We start from the raw sequence: 22,390 nt of genomic DNA, 5'->3' as shown, positions 1-22,390 counted from the left end.
ATGTTCTACGAACCGCGCCACGGCCACGGGCTACCGCACGATCCCTTCAAGGCCATTGTGGCGCCTCGCCCCATCGGCTGGATTTCAACGCGCCGGAAAGATGGCGCGTTCAATCTCGCGCCCTATTCCTTCTTCAACGCAATATCCAGCCGTCCGCCGCTGGTGTGGTTCTCCTCGGATGGCGTGAAGGACAGTGCGGTCATCGCGCGCGAAACGGGCGAATTCACCGTCAATTTGGTGAGCCGCCGTCTTGCGGAAAAGATGCTCGAGACCTCGATCGACGCGCCGCCCGGAACGAGCGAATTCGAGCTTGCCGGCCTGACGCCCGCTCCTTGCAACCTGGTCGCCTGCCCGCGCGTCGCCGAGGCTCCGGCGGCGCTTGAATGCCGGGTGACCGAGGTTCTGGAGCCGCGTGATCTGAACGGCGATCCGGTTGATGCGACCGTCGTGATCGGTGAGGTCGTGGGCGTGCACATCGATGAGGCCATGCTGAAGGAAGGGCTGTTCGATGTCGCCACGGCCCAAAATCTGTCTCGGCTCGGCTACATGGACTATGCCGCGCCGGGCGAAATCTTTTCCATGAGGCGCCCGCGCTGGCAGGACCGGTGATCACGCCGATCCGGCCAGACGTGCGCGCGCCAGAATGCGCTCGGCCCGCAAAAGATGCGGCCGGTCGATCATCTCGCCGCCCAGGCTCGCAACGCCGGTCTGCCCGGCATCCTTGAATGCAGCGACCACGCGCCGGGCATGATCGATGGCCTCCTGCGAAGGCGTGAAGGCGGCGTTGATGACTGGCACCTGCGCTGGATGGATGGCCATCTTGCCTGTGAAGCCGTCGCGCTCCGCCTCGGCGCAATCCCGTGCAAGGCCTTCCGCGTCACGAAAAGCGGGGAAGACCGTATCGATGGCCGGCACCTGCGCCGCGCTTGCCGCAAGCAATGTGACGGCCCGGGTCATCGCGAAGACGGGCGTATAGCGGCCCGCCTCGTCGCGCGTGGTCCGCGCGCCGAGCGCGGCGGACAGATCCTCTGCGCCCCAGGTGAGGGCCGAAAGCCGTTCGCTTGATCCCGCAAGCGTACCGGCAGAAAAGACCGCGGCCGCCGTCTCCGTGATGATTGGCAGGATGCGCGTTGCACCGTCCTCAATTCCGTTTTCGGCCTCGTGCACCCGCAGCTTGGCTGCAAGCAGCGCCACGTCCCTGCCGCCTTCGGCCTTGGGCAGCATGATGCCCATGGGCCGCGCCGTCATCACCGCCATCAGATCGTCATCGGCCAGGCCTGTGGTAAGGCCATTGATGCGTACATAGACCGGGGCAGGGGTGTCCCATTCGGCAAGGAACGCGGCGGCAAGTCGGCGTGCCTCGGACTTGCGCTCCGGAGCTACCGAGTCCTCCAGGTCGAGGATGAGAGCGTCCGCGCCCGCCTTACGCGCTTTATCGAGCTTCCTTTCCGAATCGGCGGGCACGAAGAGCAGCGAGCGCATCAGGCGTTTTCCCCGTCCGGCCTCTTCATGATCATCGCCTGCCGCAGGCAGCGCGCCACCAGCACATCGTTCTGGTTGAAGGCCCGGTGCTCGAATTCGACGATGCCGCGGTCCGGCTTCGAACGCGATTCGCGCACGCTTCTGACCTCGGTCTCCACCCGCAGCGTATCGCCGTGGAAGAGCGGATGGGGAAAGATGGTCTCCTTCATACCCAGGTTGGCGATCGTCGTCCCGAAGGTGGTGTCGTGGACGGAAATGCCGATCATCAGGCCCAGGGTGAAAAGGGAATTGACCAGCGGCCGGCCCCATTCGGTCTTTTCGGCAAAGTCGAAGTCGATATGAAGCGGCTGCGGGTTCAGCGTCATGACCGAGAAGAGCACATTGTCGCTCTCGGTGATGGTCTTGCGCAGCGCGTGCCGGAACACCATTCCCGGCGCGAAGTCCTCAAGATAAAGGCCGGTCATTCCTTTCCTCCGCTCCGCCCGTTCTAGGCCGGGGCCCACACGCTTCGCAAGCAAACCTTATGGTAAACCATTTCTATACCAAGTCCCGCTAGCTTGCGTGACGAGCCGGGGGGCATGAAGTGACGGTCATCGAATATTTCCTGAAATGGATCAAAAGCGCGAAGGCTGCGGAGCGGGCCGCCGCGGCTGTCGCTCTTGCTCACGCCTATCTGCGCCAGGAACTCACTTTCGAGGAGCGGCTTTCGGCGGAGGCGGCGCTGACGCTGCTTCTGGACGATCCGTCGCCCAAGGTGCGGCTTGCGCTTTCCGAGACACTGTCGCTCAGCCATCGCGCGCCGGCGCAGGTGATCGCCGCGCTTGCCGCCGACCAGGTCGAGGTGGCCGCTCCCGTGCTGGTGCGCTCGCCGCTGCTTTCGGACGGCGATCTTGTGGACCGGGTTGCCTCCGGCGTGCCGAAGGTTCAGGTGCTGATCGCCTCGCGGCCGCAGCTTTCCCTGCCGGTTTCAGCTGCGATCGCCGAGGTGGGAGCAGCGGAGGCCTGCCTGGAATTGGTGCGGAACCCGTCCGCCCGTATTGCGGGCCTGAGCTACCGCCGCATGATTGAGCGCCATGGCGGCCACGCCGCGCTGCGCGCCGCGCTGGCGGCCGACCGCCGCCTTCCTGCCGATTGCCGGCACTTGCTCTTGCGGCGGGTGGGGGAGGCGCTCTCGGCTGCCCCCTTCGTGCGGGCGCTGATGGGGGCGAGCCGCGCCGAAAAGCTCGCGCGCGAGGCCTGCGCGAACGCCTCCCTGACGCTGATCGACGCCACCGACCGAAGCGAGCATGCCGCGCTGGTCGAGCATCTGCGGCTAAGCGGCGATCTCACGCTCTCCTTCCTGATCCGCGCCGTTGCGTACGGGAAGATCGATTTCTTCGGCGCCGCTCTGGTTTCACTGTCTGGCCAGAGCGAGGCGCGCGTGCGCGCGCTGCTTGCCGGCGGGCGCGATGCGGCGCTCTCGGCACTCCTCTCCCGAGCGGAACTGAGCCCCGTCTCCCACGCGCCCGTTCTCACAGCGCTGAAGATCTGGCGCGAGGTCGCCGTGGGTAGGCGCATCGCAGGTCCCCAGGAGGTCTCCTGGCACATGTTGCGGGCGCTCGACGGCGATGAGAGCGCCGAAGGTGCGGCCCTGGCAGCACTTCTCAGACGCATCCACCTTGACGCCTTGCGCAGCAACGCGCGCCGCGAAGCCCTGGCGCTCGCCGCGGCACAACGCCGTTGCGGCGGAGCGTTGATCCGTTACGGGGAAGTGATCCCTCTCTTGGCTCAGCTCAGCGTGTACCCGGATAGTTCGGACTTTCGCGCGTGATCGTCACGTCGTGCGGGTGGCTTTCGCGCAGACCCGCACCGGAGATGCGCACGAAGACCGACTTTTCCCTGAGTTCCGCGAGGCTGCGCGCTCCCACATACCCCATGGCGGCCCGCAAGCCGCCGGTAAGCTGGTGGAGTACGCCGCTCACCGGCCCCTTGTAGGGCACCTGACCCTCGATGCCCTCCGGCACCAGTTTCAGCGTGTCTCGCACCTCCGCCTGGAAGTAGCGGTCGGCCGATCCCCGGGCCATGGCGCCGACGGAGCCCATGCCGCGATAGGCTTTGAAGGAGCGGCCCTGATAGAGATACACTTCGCCCGGGCTCTCGTCGGTGCCCGCCAGCAGCGAGCCGATCATGGCGGCGCTGGCGCCGGCGGCGAGCGCCTTGGCGAGGTCGCCCGAGAATTTGATTCCGCCATCGGCAATCACCGAAACGCCGGCTTTCTGAGCTGCCTCCACAGCGGCCATGATGGCGGCAAGCTGCGGCACGCCGACACCGGCCACGACTCGCGTGGTGCAGATGGAGCCGGGACCGATGCCCACCTTCACGCCGTCCGCGCCGGCATCGATCAGCGCCTTGGTGGCTTCGGCGGTGGCCACGTTTCCGGCGATGATCCGTACCGCATTGGACAGCGTCTTGGCGCGAGCGACGGCATCCAGAACCCGTTGCGAATGGCCGTGGGCCGTATCGATGACCAGGAGATCCACCCCGGCGTCGATCAGCCGTTCGGCGCGCTCGATGCCGTCGTCCCCCACGCCGGTGGCGGCTGCGACTCGGAGCCTTCCTTGCCCGTCTTTGCAGGCAAAGGGATTGAGCTGGGCCTTCTCGATGTCCTTGACCGTGATCAGGCCGACGCAGTTGCCGTCATCGTCCACGACGAGAAGCTTCTCGATGCGGTGCTGGTGCAGGAGCCGCTTTGCCTCGTCCTGGCTCACGCCCTCCTTCACGGTGACGAGATTGTCGTGCGTCATCAGCTCGCGCACGGGCTGTGACGGGTTGGAGGCGAAGCGGACGTCGCGGTTGGTGAGGATGCCCACGAGCTTGCCGATGGTGTGGCCGCCGGAGCCGCCATTTTCCACCACCGGGATGCCCGAAATGCGGTGCGCGCTCATCAGCGCGTGGGCATCGGCCAGCGTCGCGTCCGGCCCGATGGTGAGGGGGTTCACGACCATGCCCGATTCGAATTTTTTCACCTGCCGCACCTCCTCCGCCTGCTCGGCGGGGGAGAGGTTGCGGTGGATGACGCCGAGCCCGCCCGCCTGGGCCATGGCGATGGCGAGCTTCGCCTCCGTCACCGTGTCCATGGCGGCTGAAAGGATGGGGATGTTCAGCTCGATGTCGCCGGCAATCTTCGTGGAAACATCCGTCTCGCCCGGCATCACCTCCGAATGGCCTGGCTGCAGGAGGACGTCGTCGAAGGTGAGTGCTTCTACGCCGGTAGCGGTTTCGATGATTCTAGCCATGGCCGACCATTGGGAATGAGAAAAGATAGGGCTGCCGTCCTTGCCGGACGGGCCGGTTCGTCATGTTCCCCCTTTCAGGATTGGCGCCGGTCCGTACCACGTCCGGCGGAACTTGAAAAGATGGGGTAGGGGGCTTTCGACACCGTTCCTCTTGGCGGCACGGTGAGCGGTGCGTCTTGTCCCGTGGTTCAACTGTGATATGCCCAAGCTCGTTCTGCAGGTCCATCCGCGGGAGGCGGGAGTTGTCCGGCCTTACCGTCCCATCCGTGCACCGGAAAGACATTGCCTTGAACCGCACGCTGCCTATGGTCCTCGCCGTTGCGCTCTTCATGTCGTTGCCGCTCTCGACTAGGAGCACATGGATTCCACCGTGATCGCCACCTCGCTGCCGGCGATCGCCGAGGACATCGGTACCAATCCGGTAACGCTGAAGCTGGCGCTGACCACCTATCTGGTGGCGCTTGCGATCTTCATTCCCGTCAGCGGCTTCATGGCGGACCGATTCGGCGCAAAGCGGGTTTTCCGGTCGGCCATCGCCGTCTTCGTGGCCGGTTCCATCGGCTGCGCGATTTCCGATTCGCTTCTCGCCTTCGTGCTGGCACGCTTCGTTCAGGGCATGGGTGGAGCGATGATGACGCCCGTCGGGCGCCTCGTTCTGGTGCGGGCGACGCCGAGAAGCGAGCTCGTCTCCGCCATGGCCTGGCTTTCCATACCCGCGCTCGTCGGCCCCGTGATCGGCCCGCCGCTCGGCGGCTTCATCACGACCTATTTCTCTTGGCACTGGATCTTCCTGATCAACGTGCCGATCGGGCTTGCGGGCATCCTGGTTTCCGGGCGGGTGTTGCCCGATTTTGAGCCCGATATGCGCGGGCGGCTTGACGTGATCGGCTTCGCGCTTGCGGCGCTGGCCGCATCCGGCCTCGTCTTCGGCCTTTCCGTCGTGAGCCTTCCGGCTCTGCCACCGGTGGTCGGCGTTGCGACGGTGCTGGCGGGGCTTGCCGCTGTCTGGGCCTATGTGCGCCATGCCCGGCGCACGCCAAGCCCGATCCTCGATCTGAGCCTGTTCTCCAACCGCGCCTTTCGCGCGGCGATCATCGGCGGAAGCCTGTTCCGCATCGGCGTCGGCGCCACGCCCTTTCTTCTGCCGCTGATGTTCCAGATCGGCTTCGGGCTCACGCCCTTCCAGTCCGGCCTGCTCACCTTCGCCGCCGCTTTCGGCTCCATCGCCATGAAATTCATCGCCCGCACGACGCTGCGGGCAGGCGGCTTCCGGCTCGTGCTTCTGCTTACGGCATTGCTAGGCAGCGCCTTCATCGGGATCAACGGGCTGTTCACCCCCGCAACGCCCCACGGCCTCATCATCGCCGTGTTGGTGGCGGGAGGCCTGTTCCGCTCGCTGTTCTTTACGTCAGCCAACGCGCTGGTCTTCGCCGAGATCGCCGACAGGCAGGCAAGCCAGGCCACGGCGATCGCCGCCGCCACCCAGCAGATCAGCATCGCTGTCGGCGTGGCTCTGGCGGGCGGCATACTGGAGGTTTCGAGCTACATGACGGATACGCCGCTGACGCTCGATCATTTCATGATCGCCTTCCTCTCCGTGGCGGCATTTTCGGCTCTGTCGGTTCTGCCCTTCCTCACGCTTCCCGCGGACACGGGAAGCGCGGTCTCGGGGCACAGGCGGGGCCGGCGCATCGAACAGGAGGACACTGCGCTTGCGGCCGAGCGCAGTGTCTAACGCTCCGGTTCTCCGGCCTCCTGCGCATGGGTGGAGCCTGTGTGCTCCTCCTCGCCGCCGCGAAAACCCTTGGCAAGCAGATAGAGCTCCACCGATTCGGCGCGCGAAGCGGGCGGCTTGACGTGATGCACGGAGCGGAAATTGCGCTTCAGCCTGGCGAGAAGCTCGTTCTCCGCGCCGCCCTGGAAGGCCTTGGCGAGAAAATGCCCGCCGGGCTTGAGCACGGCAATGGCGAAGTCCCCCGCGGCCTCCACGAGATGCATGGTGCGCAGATGATCGGTGCGCCGATGCCCGGTTGTGGGCGCGGCCATGTCGGACAGCACCACATCGGGCCGACCGCCCAGCATCTCGATCAGCCGCTCCGGCACTCCTTCGTCGAGAAAGTCCGCCTGCAGGATTGCGGCCCCCGGCACCGGGTCCATCTCCAGATAGTCTATTCCCACCACACTCGGACGTTCCGGATCCGATTTCACGCGCCGGGCCGCCACCTGGCACCAGCCGCCGGGCGCGGCCCCGAGGTCGATCACCTTCATGCCCGGCGCCAGGATATGGTGCCTGTCGTCGATTTCGGCGAGCTTGTAGGCGGCGCGCGAGCGCATGCCTTCCTGGCTTGCGCGCCGCACATAGGGATCGTTCAGGTGCCGCTCCAGCCAGCGGCGCGAGGAGCTTTTGAGCCCTCGCTTCTTCTTCACGCGCGTCTTGAGCCCGCGGGCGCCGATCCCGCCGTCCTTCTTCGTCACGGCGCGTGCACTCCGATGCGCTTTCTGTGCCGCCACACCCCGTCGCGCGACATCATCTCGTTGAGCATCCCCTCGCGCAGGCCGCGGTCGGCCACCCGCAGCCGCTCGGCCGGCCATTGACGGCGGATCGCCTCGAGGATGGCGCAACCGGCAAGCACGAGGTCGGCCCGCTCCGAGCCGATGCAAGGATTGGCCTTGCGCTCGTCGAAACTCCAGCCGAGGATGGTCTCGATCATGCGGTCAACGCTCGCCCTCTCCATCCACAGCCCGTCCACGCGTCTGCGGTCGTAGCGCTTGAGGCCGAGATGCACGCCGGCCAGCGTGGTGACGGTGCCGGAGGTGCCGAGCAGGTGAAAGCGGTCGCCGGATGCCACATGGGCAAGGCGCGTGCTGCCCTCGAAGCGCGAAAGCATCGCGCTCACTTCCGCCACCATGGCCTCGAAGGTCTCGCGTGTCACGTCGCGCCCGCCATAGCGCTCGGCCAGGGTCACTACGCCGGTGGGCAGCGAGGTCCAGGACACGATGTGGTCGGAGATTCGCGGCGTACGGCGACGCGAGAGATCCACCAGCGCGATCTCCGAGGAGCCGCCGCCGATATCGAACAGCACGAGGCCTTCCGTATCGCGCGGGATCAGTGAACTGCAGCCGGAGACGGCAAGCCGCGCTTCCGTGCGCCGGTCGATCACCTCAAGCCTGAGCCCCGTCTCCCGGTAGACGCGATCCAGAAAGCAGGCCCCGTTTTCGGCCGAGCGGCAGGCCTCCGTGGCGATCATGCGCAGGCCGGCGAGTTGGCGGCCGCCGATCTTCTGCGCGCATACGGCAAGGGCCGCCACCGCCCGGTCCATGGCCGCCTCGCCAAGCCGTCCGCTCGTGGCAAGGCCCTCGCCCAGGCGCACGATGCGGGAGAACGCATCCACCACGCGGAAGCGCCCCGGCTTGCCGGGCACGGCCACGAGAAGGCGGCAATTGTTCGTGCCGAGGTCGAGTGCGGCATAGGCGCTCTCCTGCTCCGTGCCGAAGGCTAGGCGCGCCGCATAGGCCTTGCGGCGGCGCGACTGGGCGTCATCCTCGTGCACGGGTAGGGGGAGGCGAGATGGCGTCGCGGAAGACTCGGCACCGTTCGGCGGGCGGCCTGATGGCGCGCCGGAAGCGCCGGCCTCTGCGTCCCGCACGAACACGCCGCGGCGGCGCTTTCTGCGCCGCTTGCGCTTGCGCACAGGCGTAGCGCTTCGAACCGCGGCGGGCGCGCTGTCCGCCTGACGCTCCGTTTCGGCCCCGCCGCCCCCGGCCGAGAGGTGATCGCAAGCAAACTCTGCGACCGGTGGCGCGGCACAGTCCTCGTGGTCGTCCACCGTTATCCTTTGGCGCCGCGCGCAGCCCGCTGGCGCACTGCAGGCGCTCGACATCTTCAAGTTGGCCGACAGCTTAGCAGCCGGCGCGGCATTCACCAAGAGCGGGCATGCGCAAATCGGAATTGCGGGGCGGGCTAATCTGTTCTTTCCGCGAAGCTCTGCGCCGCGGATTGGAATCCGCCAGGGGCGCCGCCGGTGGCGCGCCGCTATTTTGGGCCGCTCAGAAAGCCCGATAACCTTGAAAAGCCGCACGGGACGCCCGCGAGTTGGCTTGGCGCCCGTGTTGCTCATAACGTTCAATGATCTTGAGATTTCACGCGGGCTGTCCGCTGGTTGGCTGGCCACTCACGGTTGGCCGGCGGTTCATATCCGTGGGTTCAGAATCCGCATGCGCGCAGCTTGGTTCGGGCCGATTTTTGCGCGGATGAGACAGATTTTGAGGCGCGGGCTCTTGAGAAAGGTTCGGGGTTGACTATTAAAGGGGCATGGCTAAATAGCTTGGCCGCTGCCGCTTCGATCTTCGCGGCAAGGCGCTCACCGTTGGGGAATAGTTTAACGGTAGAACAGCGGACTCTGACTCCGTCAGTCCTGGTTCGAATCCAGGTTCCCCAGCCAGCTTTCAAATCCTTAAAATCCTTGAGAAAGTCCAAGCGCCGGCCATATGATGCCCATGTCGTTGCTGGTGTTGTGGCCACCTGTCCCTGTCTTGTGTCCGATGCGGTAGCCCTTCGGAGCACTGCCCGGATCCGTTGCGCTACAGTCGGTGTCTCGACAAGACGTTGCAAAGGATTGGGCGGGACCAGTCCGGCGGGACCCTTGCTGGCATCGTGGCGGAAAAGGTTCATCGCCACCTCTGAGCGTCAGTGGGATGGCTGTTGGCGTGAAATTCCGCTTCTCAGAAGTTTGAGCCTTTCTGCAATGGTCGCGGAACTTTTCATGCGGCAGACGAATTTCCGCAGCTGTCTGCCGGTCGTGAGCTGATTCAGCCGGGCAATCAGTCTTTTATGCTTGCTGATCTCACAAAGGGCGAGGATCTTGAAGGGGGGCTTCATGGGTATGCAAGGCCAGAGCGCGGCAGGGCCGGTCATAACCAGCCTTCGCCAGGCCACATCAAATTTACACCGCCGTATCGAGCAGCGTTTCGATGCCGTCGCAGAACTTGCGGAGCCGTCGCGCCGACCCGGCATCGTTCGCCGCTACGCAGCGTTCTATTACCCGGCTCACAGAACGTTGGCCGGTGATCTCGAGACCGTGCATGGACTTGACTACAACCAGCGCAGCGCACTCTGGCGAGCGGCACTGTCGGAGCAGCTTGAGACCCAGACGCTATCCGTCTTCCCTCGTCCATCGGACCGATCGGAGGCTCTCGGCCTGTATTACGTCGTTGAGGGTTCGATGCTTGGGGGACGGTACATTCTTCGCCAGCTGCGTCTGCTCGGTGTCGAAGACGCAGGACTTTCTTTTCTGGATCCCTACGGTTCAGTCGCCGGGTCAATGTGGCGCTCATTGATCGGGGTTCTCGAACGGGAAGGAGCGCGTGACCCGGCTGCGCTTGAGCGCATGTGTCGCGGTGCGGCCCGGGGCTTTCTCTTTGCCGAACGTGTTCTCTGCGGGGATGTTGAGTGACCTTGCATGAACTTGATTTGAGCGGGTGCGACCGCGAGCCGATTCACATTCCGGGATCGATCCAGCCGCATGGTCTGCTTCTTGTGACGGATGCTTCCACCCTGAAGGTGCTCCATGTCGCCGGAGACGTCGAAGGCAGGCTTGGCGTCACGGACTGGCAGAATGCGCCGCTGGAGGCGCTTTTGGGAGAGGATGCGGCATCTGCCGCTCTCACAGCTGACGTGACGTTTCTCAGGCATGTCGTGCCGCCGCTTGCTGACGAAGCGTTCGACATCAGCATCACGCGGGGAGATAGCGAATGTCTCATCGAGCTTGAGCCAGCGGCCAGTCCGCAGCTTGCCACGCGTTGCTGCCGAGGCTTGAAAAGGCAGCTCAGAGCTTCGATAGGGCTGCCGGAATGGCCGAACTTGTGGCGGCGGCCGCGCAGGCGTTTCGCGATCTCACCGGGTTCGACCGGGTAATGGTATATCGCTTTCTGGAGGACGATGCCGGAAAGGTGATCGCGGAGGATGCGGTGCCGGGTCGGCATTCGTTCCTGAACCATCACTTCCCGGCCAGCGATATTCCGGCGCAGGCGCGTGCACTCTATGCCCGCAATCTCGTACGGGTCATCCCGGATGTAAGTTACGCGCCGGCCCCGCTGCGGCCGGTACGTTCTGCGGACAATCCCCTGGACATGAGTGACTGCGGCCTTCGCAGCGTGTCGCCAGTGCACATCCAGTACCTCAAGAACATGGGCGTGGTGGCATCGGCGTCATTCTCGATCATCAAGGACGGGGTTCTTTGGGGGCTTGTCGCCTGCCACAATTTCATGCCTCGGAATCTTGCGCTGGACGTAAGGATCGGATGCCGGGCGCTCGCCGCCGCGCTTGCACGCCACATCAAGGCGAGGGAGGACACCGACACCTATCGGGAGCGCGTCCGGCTGAGGACCTTCGAGGATCGGATCATCGAGCTTCTTTCGCGCGAAGGATCGCTTGATAGTGCTCTCTCTCGGCACCTTCCTGAAGTGCAGCAGATGCTCGACGCCGATGGCGTCGCGGTCGTGCGCGGCGACGAGGTGGTGACGGCTGGACGCTGTCCTGCGATGGCTGATATCCGCGCATTGGTTGAATGGGTGGAAAGAAAAGGCCACCAGACTGTCTTCGCAACGAACGAGCTGTCGGCGACCGGCGTTCCGCTCGAGCCCGTGTCCCCGCTCGCGGCTGGCCTTCTGGCAATGGCGCTGTCACGGTCCGAGGCATGGTTCGTGTTGTGGTTTCGCGCAGAGGCGACAGAGGTCGTGAACTGGGCGGGAAATCCCCATAAAGCTGCGACTGCAAAAGCTGACGGCACGCTCACGCCAAGAGCGAGCTTCATCGCCTGGAGCGAGACAGTGCGCGGCAAGGCCAGGCGGTGGACCGTTCCTGAAATTGAAGCCGCCGAACGCCTGGCCGTTGCGATCCAGAATGTGTGGCAGACGCGGCGGATTCACGAGTTGAACAGGAAGCTCGTGAGACTGGTGGAACAGAAGGAAACGCTTCTGAAGCAGCGCGAGTTTCTGCTCGGCGAAGTGAATCACCGGGTACAGAACAGCCTGACCATCGTTTCCAGCTTTCTCTCCGTGCAGTCCCGGGAAACGGGGGACGACGCCACCCGCCACGCACTTGATGAGGCGCGCCGGCGCATTGCAGCAGTCTCTCTGGTGCATCGGCGGCTCTACGGATCGGACAAGTTCCACACGGTCGATGGCGCTCGGTACATCGACGATCTTCTGGACGATCTTCTTGCGTCGACCGACAAGGGGTGGGGCGCGCAGCTGACGCGCAACCTGGAGCCCGTGCTGCTTCCGAACGACCGCGCCGTCAGTGTAGGGCTGGTTTTGACGGAGCTTTTCATCAATGCGCACAAATACGCCTATTCTGGCGCCCCAGGTCCGTTGCAGGTGACGCTCACGGAAAATGACGGCAGTTTTCGCCTGGCGGTCGCCGATCAGGGTATGGGGCGGCGCGTTGGCTCGAGCACGGGCTTTGGCTCACGCATGCTCGATTCTCTTGTGCACCAGCTGGGAGGAACGCTGGAATTCAGAGACAATCAGCCCGGCACGCTTGCGGTACTCTCTGCGCCCATAGTTTTTGAACCCCGTGGATGCACCCAAAACTAATCAGCTTCAGAGATCGGGGCTGCAAGGTGCCGTCTTGATGTTTGATCTCAGGCTTGGATGGGGCGTCTTTGTCTTACGCTATGGGCCAAGCTCACCATGGGAGCGCCACGCAGCCGCTCCGGCGAGTCGGATGAGCGCCCGTGAGCCAAGGCGCTGAAACGGATGATATTGCGCAGCGCTCTTTCAGGGCAGTGCAGCCCTTCCGGCGGGAACCAGCGGGTCGCGTAAGCGTTGTCGGCCAATGCAGGCAAGGCCGCCGATAATTTGACAATCAAAGTATTAGAACTGTAACCATCGCCCATCCCGGCGCCGTGAACAAGGAAGGTCACCCCCAACTCATGTGTGGAATCTGCGGAGAGCTGAGGTTTGACGGCCTCCAGCCATCACCCCTCGCTCTGTCCAGAATGATGGAATGTCTTTCGGTGCGCGGACCGGACGGAGCCGGCGTCGTATTGCACGGGAACGCTGCCTTTGGCCACCGGCGGTTGAAGATCATCGATCTTTCGGAAAAGGCCCGCCAGCCGATGGAAGACCCGGAGCTTGGGCTTACGATCAGCTTCAACGGCTGCATCTATAACTATCCCGAGTTGCGCGTGGAACTGGAGGAAAAGGGCTACCGCTTCTTTTCCAATGGCGACACGGAGGTGATCCTGAAGGCCTGGCACGCCTGGAAAGAAACATGCGTGGACCGGTTCCACGGCATGTTCGCTTTCGTCCTGCATGAGCGCGATTCAGGGCGGCTCGTCATGGCGCGAGATCGTTTCGGCATCAAACCGCTTTATTTTTCCGAAACGCCAGAGGCACTGCGCTTTTCCTCCTCTCTGCCGGCGCTGTTGGCGGGCGGCGACGTGGATACCTCCATCGACAAGGTGGCACTGCACCATTACATGACCTTCCACTCCGTCGTGCCTTCGCCGCGCACGATCCTCAACGGGGTGAAGAAGCTGCCGCCCGCCACCATCCGCATCATCGAGGCGGACGGTGCCAAAAAGGATCGTATCTATTGGACCCCGGCTTACGAACGCGATCCGGCGCTGGCGTCCCTCACCTCCGAGGAGTGGTCCGAGCGGGTGCATGAGGCGCTGCGTCTCGCCGTGCGGCGGCGCATGGTGGCAGACGTGCCGGTGGGCGTCCTTCTATCGGGCGGCGTGGACTCGAGCCTCATCGTCGGGCTTCTCGCGGAGGAAGGTCAGGCAGACCTTTCCACATTCTCTGTCGGCTTCGAGGAAGCTAATGGCGAGAAGGGCGACGAGTTCGTCTATTCCGATCTCATCTCCGAGCATTTCGGCACGGATCATCACAAGATCTTCGTGCCCTCTGAAAAGCTTCTGGATGCGCTACCCGGCACTTTCCAGGCGATGTCGGAGCCGATGGTCTCCTATGACAATGTCGGCTTTTACCTTCTTGCCCAGGAAGTGTCGAAGCACATCAAGGTCGTGCAATCGGGCCAGGGCGCGGATGAGGTTTTCGGCGGCTATCACTGGTATCCGCCGCTGATGAACTCCAATGACGTGGTGGATGATTACGCGAAGGTCTTCTTCGACCGGCCGCATGCGCGCCTGAAAGAGGAGCTCGCGCCGGAGTGGCTGACGGAGGAAGACCTAAGCCGTGCCTTTGTCGCACGCCATCTGACCCAGCCCGGAGCGGACACGCCCGTGGATGCGGCGTTAAGGCTCGATTCATCGGTCATGCTGGTCGATGACCCGGTCAAACGCGTGGACAATATGACCATGGCATGGGGCCTCGAAGCGCGCGTACCTTTCCTCGATCATGAGCTGGTGGAACTTGCCGCCCGCATTCCGCCCGAGGAGAAACTGCGTGGCGAAGGCAAGGGCGTACTCAAGGATGTCGCCCGACAGGTGATTCCGCACGAGGTAATCGACCGCACCAAGGGATATTTCCCGGTTCCGCAGCTCAAATATATCGATGGTGTCTACCTTGATATGGTGCGCGACGCGCTAAGCTCGCGCCCGGCGCGGGAACGCGGACTGTTTCGCCAAGACTATCTTGAGACACTTTATGCGGCGCCTGCCAAACACATCACGCCGCTGCGCGGTTCCGCGCTCTGGCAGGCGGGCCTGCTGGAATTGTGGCTCCAGACCCACAGGATTTGAGCCATGCCGAAGCGGGATGAAGCAGCGACGCGGACCCAGAGGGTCCGTTCCGAAAAGGCACTCGGCCATCGCCTGAAACGCATGCGCGCCCAGGCGATGAAGCCGGCCATCGTGCACGGAGACGCAGAGGAGGAGCGGTCGGAATCGGTGGCGCTGGACCTAGGGTGGGGGCGTTTGCTTTTCGCCCAAACCTATCCCGGCAACGACGAGATAGTGGAGGCGCTGCGCCAGGAGGGGCCGGCCAAGCGCGACATCGCCTTCTATATCCGCGACCCTCATGTACTGCTCTCGCTCGCGCCGCAGGAGCTGTTTCTGGATCCCTCCCACACCTATCGGCTCAATCTTTCCACTTATCGTGCCGGACGGCGCCAGCCGCGTGGCTTCTTCATCCGCCGGCTCACTTCCGAATCCGATGCGGATGCCGTCAACGCCATCTACCAGAGCCGCGGTATGGTCACGGTCCGGCCCGACTTCTTCTGGCGCAATCGGGACAGCCGGGCGGTTGTCTATCTGGTGGCGGAGGACGAAGCCACGGGAGACGTCATCGGCACCGTCACCGGTGTCGACCATCGGCGCGCCTTCAACGATACCGAGAACGGCTCTTCCCTCTGGTGTCTTGCGGTCGATCCGCGCTGCCCGCATCCCGGTGTCGGCGAATTGTTGGTAAGGAGGCTCGCCGAGCACTTTCAAGCCCGCGGTGCGGCGTTTCTGGACCTGTCCGTGATGCACGACAACCAGCATGCAATCGGTCTTTACGAAAAGCTGGGCTTCCAGCGTGTTCCGGTATTCGCCGTCAAGCGCCGGAATCCCATCAACGAGAAGCTGTTCACCCATCCGCCGCAAGGCTACGAGCGGCTCAATCCCTACGCCCGCATCATTGTCGATGAGGCGCACCGGCGAGGCGTCGCTGTCGAAATCACTGATGCGGAGGGCGGCTTCTTCCGCCTTTCCTTCGGCGGCCGGTCGATCCACTGCCGCGAAAGCCTGTCGGAGCTGACCAGCGCCGTTGCCATGTCCATCTGTGATGACAAGGCCGTTACCCGTCGCGTGGTGGAAAGGGCAGGCCTAAACGTGCCGGAACAGATGGACGCGGCCGCGGGAAGCGAGGCCATCGCGGCCTTTCTGAAGAAGCACCGTCGCGTCGTGGTGAAACCTGCCCGCGGTGAGCAGGGCCACGGGGTGGCCGTGGGATTGGAGACGGTTGACGAGGTGGAGCGTGCTGTCAAGGCGGCGCGAGAAATCTCCAGCCGCGTTCTTTTGGAAGCATGCTTCGAGGGGGAGGACCTGCGGCTGGTAATAATTGACGACCGTCTCGTCGCCGCTGCCGTACGGCGGGCCCCGCGCGTTGTGGGAGACGGTGCCAGTACGATCGAAGATCTCATCCGGCATCAGTCCCGCCGCCGTGCGGCTGCTACTGGTGGAGAAAGCACCATTCCCGTGGATGCGGAGACGCGACGCTGCCTGTCCAGTCAGGGCCTGGAACTTCGCTCCGTGCCCGCTAAGGGCCGAGAAGTGATCGTGCGCAAGACAGCGAACCTGCATACGGGAGGCTCCATCCATGACGTGACGGAGGAGGTCCACCCGGCGCTGGTGGAGGCAGCGTGCAAAGCTGCCCGCGCAATCGATATTCCCGTGGTCGGCATCGACTTCATGGTGCGATCGCCGAGCCTTGCAGAGTATGTCTTCATCGAGGCGAATGAGCGACCAGGCTTGGCCAATCATGAGCCGCAGCCCACGGCTGAACGCTTCCTTGACCTTCTGTTTCCGCGCACCGGATTTCAATCGGCCAAACGGGCGCTTGGCTGAGATTTTTCGCGTCGTGCCTCAATTCTCGAAGCTGCTTGTTGCATCCCGGTCCCGTTCGCAGCGTCTATCGAGCGGAAAGGCGGCACCCCGGCGAATGGTCCAGAATTCATGGGGCTCGACTGGTCGCGCGCATCCAGCGCACCCGGATTGGCCCCATCTCATCATCGCTCCGGCCAAAAACGGAGGAGCCGCCGTGCACGCGGAATCCAGGCACCCGCTTCGCTGTCAGCTGGCAAATACGCCCCGTTTCCTTGACCCCGCAGCCGAAATGGGCCACTTCCTCCTTTGAGGAAAATTTATGCCGCGTCTGAAGATCGATGTTGACTATCTCGCCGGCCAGCTAAAGGCGCTTTTGGCGATCGACAGCCCGACCGGCTACACGGACACGATCGTCCGCTACGTCACGGAAGAGCTGGAGCGGCTTGGGTTGGAGCCGGTGCTTACCCGCCGCGGCGCCATTCGCGCGATCTGGCGGGGTGCCCGCCGCCGCGGCGCTCGGGCCATCGTCACCCATGTCGATACGTTGGGCGCGCAGGTCAAGCGCGTAAAAGAGAACGGCCGCCTGGAGCTGGTGCCCATCGGCCACTGGTCCGCCCGCTTTGCCGAGGGCGCGCGCGTGACGATCTATACGGAAAAGGGCAGTTTTCGCGGCTCGATCCTGCCGCTCAAGGCCTCTGGCCATGCGTTCAACGAAGGTGTGGACGAACAGCCCGTGGGCTGGGACCATGTGGAACTGCGGCCTGATGCGCTTGCTTTCTCGCGCAGCGAAACGATCGCGCTGGGGATTGATGTGGGCGACTATGTCGCCATCGATCCGCAACCGGAATTTCTTGACAACGGCTTCATCGTGTCACGCCATCTGGACGACAAGGCAGGCGTGGCATCCGCTCTTGCCGCGCTGCAGGCGCTGCGGCGCGAAGAGGCCGAAACGCCGGTCGATACCCACTGGCTGTTCACGATCTCCGAGGAAGTGGGCGTCGGCGCGGCGGCCATCGTGACCCCGGAGATCGCCTCCATGGTCACCATCGACAACGGCACCACAGCGCCCGGGCAGAACTCTTCCGAATTCGGTGTCACCATCGCCATGGCCGACCAGTCCGGCCCTTTCGATTATCACACCACAAGGAAGCTGGTCGATTTGTGTCGGGAGGAGGATATCCGGTTTCAGAAGGACATCTTCCGGCACTACCGCTCCGACTCAGCTTCTGCCCTTGAAGCGGGGCACGACATACGCACGGCGCTCATCGCTTTTGGCGTCGACGCATCGCATGGGTACGAGCGCATCCACATGCACGCCCTGCGTTCGGTCGCGGAGCTTGTGACCGCCTATGTGACGAGCCCGCTGGAGATCGAACGCGATGTGGAGGAAATCTCCGCCATAGAGGGCTTCACGGAGCAGCCGACACAGGCGGCCAAGCAGCCGACACGTCCGCGCTCATTGCCCGAACCGCCCTAAAGTTTCCCGGCCTTGATCAGCAACGCAGACTGGCCACGTGTGCTGAGCGGAAAACGCTTCGGCTGGGATGGCGCAGATGTTCAGAACGTCGCCACAGCGCAGCGCTGTATGAAGCAGCAGAATGGTGCCGGTCTCGATATCGGCCCAGCGGTCTGTTCCGCCGGCGCATGGCTGATGCCGCCGATGGAGGGCACGAAGATGAGGCATTGTGACACCGGCCGGCCAGCACCACCGCCTCACCACAGTCTCAAGAGCGGGCCGTCGTTCCCATAGAACGGGTCGGTTCTCGGCCGTGGCACCTGCGCCACCACGTCGCGCGGGACCTTGCTGCGCAGGATCGTGTAGTTTTCCTGACCCTTCGGGTAGGCGCCCACCACCAGGAAGTCCGCGCTTGCCGACAACCGTTTGTGCCCGGTTCCCGCAGGCAGCACCAGAAGGTCGCCGACCTCAATTCTCAGGCGTTCTCCGCTCTCGCCGCCGAGCTGCACTTCGGCGCTTCCGCGCGCCACGCCGAGCGCCTCGTGGGCGTCGGGGTGAAAGTGGTGATAGCCGAAGATGCCGTTGCGCCAGATGCCGCGCCAGCCGTTCTGCGCGAAGCGCTCCTCGAACGCCCTGTCCATTCCGGCCTCATCTTGGGCGAACACACCCGCATAGATGAGCACCGGGAAGCTCGGGTGGTTGGGCATCTCCACATCTTCCTCAAGATGCAGGATTCTGGGCTCGATCACGTTCGTCATGGCTGTTCAACGGCACGCGCCGGAAAAGGTTCTCTTTGCTTCAATATAGCTGTGCTCGGCGCAGCCGTGCCAGCCGCCGGGGCGCATGCGCATTCAGCGGGCGGGCGAGGGCGGCAAAATTCGGGCCGGTCTTGCGGGAAGCCGCTTGAGGTGCCATCCGTGCCGGATATGCTATCGTCGCCGGACTCGGAGGGCGCTCATGGACATCAGGCATTTCGATCGCATCGGCAATGGCGGACTTGATTTCACCGAGCTTGGCTTCGGAACGGCGCCGCTCGGCAATCTCTACCGCGCCATCTCCGACGAAGAGGCGCATCTCGTGCTGGAGGCGGCATGGGAGACCGGCAGCCGCTACTACGACACCGCGCCGCTTTACGGTCTCGGCCTCTCTGAAACGCGGCTCAACCGCTTCCTGCGCGGCAAGAAGCGCGACGACTACGTGCTTTCCACCAAGGTGGGCCGCCTTCTGAAGGTGTGCGCGCCGGAGGAGCGCACGGGGATCGGCAAATTCTTCGACACTCCGTCCCGCCGCGAGGTCTATGACTACACCTATGACGGGGTGATGCGCTCCTTCGAGGCTTCGCTGGAGCGGCTCGGGGTCGATCGGATCGACATCCTCTTCGCGCACGATCTCGACATCTTCAATCACGGCTCGCAGGAAGCCCTGCAGGAGAAGCTCGACGAGCTGATGCGCTCGGGCTATTACGCGCTGCTTTCCCTGCGCGATCAGGGCGTCATCAAGGCCTTCGGCGCGGGCGTGAACGAATGGCAGCCCTGCCAGTGGATGGCGGAGCGGGGCGATTTCGACCTGTTTCTGCTGGCCGGCCGTTACACGCTTTTAGAGCAGGAGGCGCTCGAAACCTTCCTGCCGCTCTGCGAGCAGCGCGGCATCGGCATCGTGCTCGGCGGCCCCTACAACTCCGGCATTCTCGCGACCGGCGCTGTGCCCGGCGCGTATTACAACTACGACACCGCGCCGCAGGAGATACTGAATCGGGTGGCGCGCATCGAGGCGGTCTGCCAGCGCCATGGCGTGCGGCTTATCGAGGCGGCACTGCGCTTCCCGCTCAAGCATCCGCAGGTGGTCTCGGTCATCCCCGGCGGCCAGAGCGTCGAGCAGGTGAAGAGCAACCGCCAAATTCTTGACGCCCGCATTCCCGCTGGACTCTGGGCGGAGTTGAAGGCGGAAGAGCTGATGCGACAGGACGCACCGACGGAATAGGGGCCGCTTGCGCTCAAAGCCTCTGTGTGGTCGATACGAAGGCTGCGCCGCGCCGGCCGGAAGAGGGAGGAAAGCATGCTCAAGGGGATCGATCCCATTCTCAACGCTGATGTTCTCTACGCCCTGCGCTCCATGGGCCATGGCGACGATCTCATCGTTTGCGACACCAATTTCCCGGCCGAGTCTGTCGCGCGCCAGACGGTGCTCGGGCGTCTCCTGCGCATCGACGCAAGCGCGCCGCGGGTCGTGCGCGCCATCCTTTCCGTCATGCCGCTCGACTCTTTCGTGGAGCATCCCGCGATGCGCATGGAAGTGGTGGGCAAGCCGGACGAAATCCCCGCGGTTCAGGCTGAGGTGCAGGCGGAGATCGACAGGGCCGAGGGGCGCTCCTGGCCCATGGGTTCCATCGAGCGTTTTGCCTTCTACGATCTCGCCAAAAAGTCCTTCTGCGTGGTGCAGACGGGCGAGTGCCGCTTCTACGGCTGTTTCGTGCTCAAGAAAGGCGTCATTCCGCCCGAGGCGGAATAGGGCGGCACGTCCATAGCTGGCAAGGGCGTCGCCATTCTCGGCATCTTCGTGGCCGATCTGGCCTTTCGCGCCGGGCGGATGCCCGGTATGGGCGAGACCATCGCTGGCTCCGGCTTCAAGATGGGGCCGGGCGGCAAGGGCTCCAACCAGGCGGTCGCCGCCGCGCGCGTGGGCGCCGAGGTCGCCTTCATCTCGCGGATCGGCACGGACGCCTTTGGCAATATCGCGCTAAGCACTTGGGAGAAGGAGGGCATCCGGCCGCATTTGGCCGTCTCGGACAATGTGACCTGCGGCCTTGGTCCGGTCGAGGTCATTGGCGCACGTCTCGCGCTCAAATTCGATCCCAGGCACCTCCATGCCTTCGATCGTGAGGGCGGGTGCATCGAGGACCGTCTGCAGACGGCGGATGCTTGACGCTGCGTCGAAACGGGACCAAGTTCCACGCAGCAGGATGCCGGGACACCCTTATGCTTGCCGATTTTTGCGCGGCGGCCTATGGCTTTCCGGCGTGGTCCTCGGGCCTTTCATCCGGGGGATGATGATGCGGTGAGGGGCCTCCCGCAGCAATCAGCCAGGGAAGATCATGAACGACCTCAGCCAACGTCCGCCCTTTCTCCGCCTCTCCGACGAGGACAATATCGCCGTAGCGGCGCGCGCCATCGAAAAGGACACCGAACTTCCCGGGGGCGTGCGGGCCGTCGCGCGCATCCCGTTTGGCCACAAGGTCGCGCTTGCTGCGATCGCGCCTGGCGAAGCGGTGCGGAAGTTCGGCCAGATCATCGGCTTTGCCAAGACGCCCATCATGCCCGGCGAGTGGGTGCACGAGCACAATATCGAAATGCACGACTTCGAGCGGGATTACCGCTTTTGCGAGGAGGCGCGGCCCGTGAACGTGCTGCCGCCCGAGGAGCAGGCAACCTTTCAGGGCTACCGCCGCGCGAACGGCAAGGTGGGCACGCGCAACTATATCGGTATCCTGACGAGCGTGAACTGCTCGGCCTCCGTCGCCCGCTTCATCGCCGAGGCCGCCAACCGCTCCGGTCTGCTCGATGACTATCCCGAAATCGACGGCGTGGTCGCCTTCACCCATGGCACGGGCTGCGGCATGGCTGCTTCGGGCGAAGGCTTCGATCTTCTGAAGCGGACCCAGTGGGGCTATGCGGCCAATCCCAATCTCGGCGGCGTGCTCGTGGTGGGGCTCGGCTGCGAGGTCTTTCAGATCGCTCGCTTCAAGGAGCTCTATGGCATCGAGGAGAGCGACACGTTCCGCACCATGACCATTCAGGAAACGGGCGGCACGCGGCGCACCATCGAAGCGGGGCTTGAGCGCCTGAAGGAGATGCTGGGTGCGGTGGCCGCCGCTAAGCGCGAGACGGTGCCCGCCTCCGAAATCAAGCTGGCGCTGCAATGCGGCGGCTCCGATGGCTATTCGGGCATCACCGCCAATCCGGCGCTCGGCGTGGCCGCTGACATTCTGGTGCAGAACGGAGGCACGGCGGTGCTGGCCGAAACGCCGGAAATCTATGGCGCCGAACATCTTCTGACCCGCAGGGCCATTTCCCGCGAGGTCGGCGAGAAGCTGGTCGAGCGCATCCGCTGGTGGGAGGAATACACCGCCCGGCACAGGGGCGAGATGAACAACAATCCCTCGCCCGGCAACAAGGCGGGCGGGCTTACGACAATTCTCGAGAAGTCGCTGGGCGCGGCGGCCAAGGGCGGCTCCACGCCGCTCATGGCGGTCTATGAATATGCCGAGCTCATCACCGAGAAGGGCTTCGTGTTCATGGATACGCCGGGTTACGACCCGGTTTCGGCGACCGGCCAGGTGGCGGGCGGCTGCAATGTCATCTGCTTCACGACCGGCCGGGGTTCGGCCTATGGCTGCAAGCCCACGCCTTCGATCAAGCTTGCCACCAACACCCCCATGTATCAGCGCATGGAGGAGGACATGGACATCAACTGCGGCGATATCCTCGACGGGGTGCCGCTGCAGGAAAAGGGCCGCCAGATCTTCGAGGAAATCCTCGCCGTGGCCTCCGGCAAGCGCACCAAGTCCGAACTGCTCGGCTATGGCGACAACGAATTCGTGCCCTGGCAGATCGGCGCGGTGATGTAGCCACGCCTCTCACTGCCGGAAGCCAAGGCAGCCAGCCAGCACACGTCCCTGATAGCCT

The 22,390-nt window shown here is 64.1% G+C and carries 17 protein-coding genes, 1 tRNA gene and 2 pseudogenes; 14 read left to right on the top strand and 6 right to left on the bottom strand.

All coding sequences use genetic code 11. The features are described from left to right. Positions 1-609 (top strand): flavin reductase family protein, encoded by a 609-nt coding sequence (locus NYR54_RS15660; RefSeq protein WP_261516638.1) that lies wholly within the window; start codon positions 1-3, stop codon positions 607-609. Here NYR54_RS15660 and NYR54_RS15655 read toward each other — a convergent pair whose 3' ends face one another. Together NYR54_RS15655 and NYR54_RS15650 are read right to left on the bottom strand one after the other, a co-directional pair. Continuing rightward, a complete protein-coding gene (locus NYR54_RS15655; protein ID WP_261516637.1) occupies positions 610-1,482 on the bottom strand; it encodes an HpcH/HpaI aldolase/citrate lyase family protein in 873 nt (290 codons plus the stop codon). Next, a complete protein-coding gene (locus tag NYR54_RS15650; protein ID WP_341484318.1) occupies positions 1,482-1,985 on the bottom strand; it encodes a MaoC family dehydratase in 504 nt (167 codons plus the stop codon). The genes NYR54_RS15655 and NYR54_RS15650 overlap by 1 nt, the downstream gene beginning before the upstream one ends. 80 nt (positions 1,986-2,065) lie before the next feature. Between NYR54_RS15650 and NYR54_RS15645 the strand changes: the two genes are divergently transcribed. Then, the gene (locus NYR54_RS15645; protein ID WP_261516635.1) at positions 2,066-3,292 is read left to right on the top strand and encodes a DUF2336 domain-containing protein; all 1,227 of its coding nucleotides are present in this window, start codon (positions 2,066-2,068) and stop codon (positions 3,290-3,292) included. On the opposite strand, the gene guaB is transcribed toward NYR54_RS15645, so the two are convergent. Then, a complete protein-coding gene (gene guaB, locus NYR54_RS15640; RefSeq protein WP_261516634.1) occupies positions 3,255-4,757 on the bottom strand; it encodes an IMP dehydrogenase in 1,503 nt (500 codons plus the stop codon). The two genes, NYR54_RS15645 and guaB, sit on opposite strands and share 38 nt — an antisense overlap. A gap of 287 nt (positions 4,758-5,044) precedes the next feature. On the opposite strand from guaB, the pseudogene NYR54_RS15635 reads away from it, so the two are divergent. Next, a pseudogene (locus NYR54_RS15635) lies at positions 5,045-6,492 on the top strand (MFS transporter). Here the strand turns inward: NYR54_RS15635 and NYR54_RS15630 are convergent. After that, entirely contained in the window at positions 6,489-7,232 is a 744-nt protein-coding gene (locus NYR54_RS15630; protein WP_261516633.1) for an RlmE family RNA methyltransferase, read from the bottom strand. The pseudogene NYR54_RS15635 and the gene NYR54_RS15630 sit on opposite strands and share 4 nt — an antisense overlap. Further along, positions 7,229-8,584: a Ppx/GppA phosphatase family protein gene (locus tag NYR54_RS15625; RefSeq protein WP_261516632.1), complete on the bottom strand. Its 1,356-nt coding sequence runs from the start codon at positions 8,582-8,584 to the stop codon at positions 7,229-7,231. Before NYR54_RS15625 ends, NYR54_RS15630 begins: the two co-directional genes overlap by 4 nt. Positions 8,585-9,125: 541 nt before the next feature. Between NYR54_RS15625 and NYR54_RS15620 the strand changes: the two genes are divergently transcribed. The 7 genes from NYR54_RS15620 (at position 9,126) to NYR54_RS15585 (ending at position 17,729) form a co-directional block, all read left to right on the top strand. Then, a tRNA-Gln gene (locus tag NYR54_RS15620) sits at positions 9,126-9,199 on the top strand. A gap of 435 nt (positions 9,200-9,634) precedes the next feature. Continuing rightward, positions 9,635-10,210 (top strand): biliverdin-producing heme oxygenase, encoded by a 576-nt coding sequence (locus NYR54_RS15615; protein WP_261516631.1) that lies wholly within the window; start codon positions 9,635-9,637, stop codon positions 10,208-10,210. Next, positions 10,207-10,671 (top strand): hypothetical protein, encoded by a 465-nt coding sequence (locus NYR54_RS15610; protein WP_341484315.1) that lies wholly within the window; start codon positions 10,207-10,209, stop codon positions 10,669-10,671. Before NYR54_RS15615 ends, NYR54_RS15610 begins: the two co-directional genes overlap by 4 nt. After that, positions 10,608-12,353 (top strand): histidine kinase dimerization/phosphoacceptor domain -containing protein, encoded by a 1,746-nt coding sequence (locus tag NYR54_RS15605; RefSeq protein WP_261516630.1) that lies wholly within the window; start codon positions 10,608-10,610, stop codon positions 12,351-12,353. Before NYR54_RS15610 ends, NYR54_RS15605 begins: the two co-directional genes overlap by 64 nt. Before the next feature lie 338 nt (positions 12,354-12,691). Next, a complete protein-coding gene (locus NYR54_RS15600; protein ID WP_261516629.1) occupies positions 12,692-14,467 on the top strand; it encodes an N-acetylglutaminylglutamine amidotransferase in 1,776 nt (591 codons plus the stop codon). Positions 14,468-14,470: 3 nt separating this feature from the next. Next, positions 14,471-16,273, top strand: coding sequence for an N-acetylglutaminylglutamine synthetase (ngg, locus tag NYR54_RS15595; RefSeq protein ID WP_261516628.1), 1,803 nt, complete (start codon positions 14,471-14,473; stop codon positions 16,271-16,273). A gap of 298 nt (positions 16,274-16,571) precedes the next feature. Further along, a complete protein-coding gene (locus NYR54_RS15585; protein ID WP_261516626.1) occupies positions 16,572-17,729 on the top strand; it encodes an osmoprotectant NAGGN system M42 family peptidase in 1,158 nt (385 codons plus the stop codon). Between the two features lie 236 nt (positions 17,730-17,965). Here the strand turns inward: NYR54_RS15585 and NYR54_RS15580 are convergent, their stop codons facing one another. Further along, the gene (locus tag NYR54_RS15580; protein ID WP_261516625.1) at positions 17,966-18,466 is read right to left on the bottom strand and encodes a cupin domain-containing protein; all 501 of its coding nucleotides are present in this window, start codon (positions 18,464-18,466) and stop codon (positions 17,966-17,968) included. Positions 18,467-18,665: 199 nt separating this feature from the next. On the opposite strand from NYR54_RS15580, the gene NYR54_RS15575 reads away from it, so the two are divergent. The 4 genes and pseudogenes from NYR54_RS15575 to NYR54_RS15560 all read left to right on the top strand — a co-directional run bounded on the left by NYR54_RS15575 (position 18,666) and on the right by NYR54_RS15560 (position 22,332). Next, on the top strand, positions 18,666-19,688 hold the full coding sequence (locus NYR54_RS15575; protein WP_261516624.1) for an aldo/keto reductase: 1,023 nt from the start codon (positions 18,666-18,668) through the stop codon (positions 19,686-19,688). 75 nt (positions 19,689-19,763) lie between these two features. Continuing rightward, positions 19,764-20,216, top strand: a complete 453-nt coding sequence (locus tag NYR54_RS15570; protein WP_261516623.1) for an RbsD/FucU family protein — start codon at positions 19,764-19,766, stop codon at positions 20,214-20,216. 12 nt (positions 20,217-20,228) lie between these two features. Beyond that, positions 20,229-20,510: pseudogene (locus NYR54_RS15565) on the top strand (PfkB family carbohydrate kinase); the annotation flags it as partial. A gap of 289 nt (positions 20,511-20,799) precedes the next feature. Next, positions 20,800-22,332: a UxaA family hydrolase gene (locus NYR54_RS15560; protein WP_261516622.1), complete on the top strand. Its 1,533-nt coding sequence runs from the start codon at positions 20,800-20,802 to the stop codon at positions 22,330-22,332. Positions 22,333-22,390: the final 58 nt, after the last annotated feature.

Source organism: Chelativorans petroleitrophicus (genome assembly GCF_025398195.1).
GTDB classification, from domain to species: domain Bacteria; phylum Pseudomonadota; class Alphaproteobacteria; order Rhizobiales; family Rhizobiaceae; genus Chelativorans; species Chelativorans petroleitrophicus.
The sequence above is the reverse complement of the archived record's forward strand: the minus strand, read 5'-3'. Positions and strand labels throughout refer to the sequence as shown.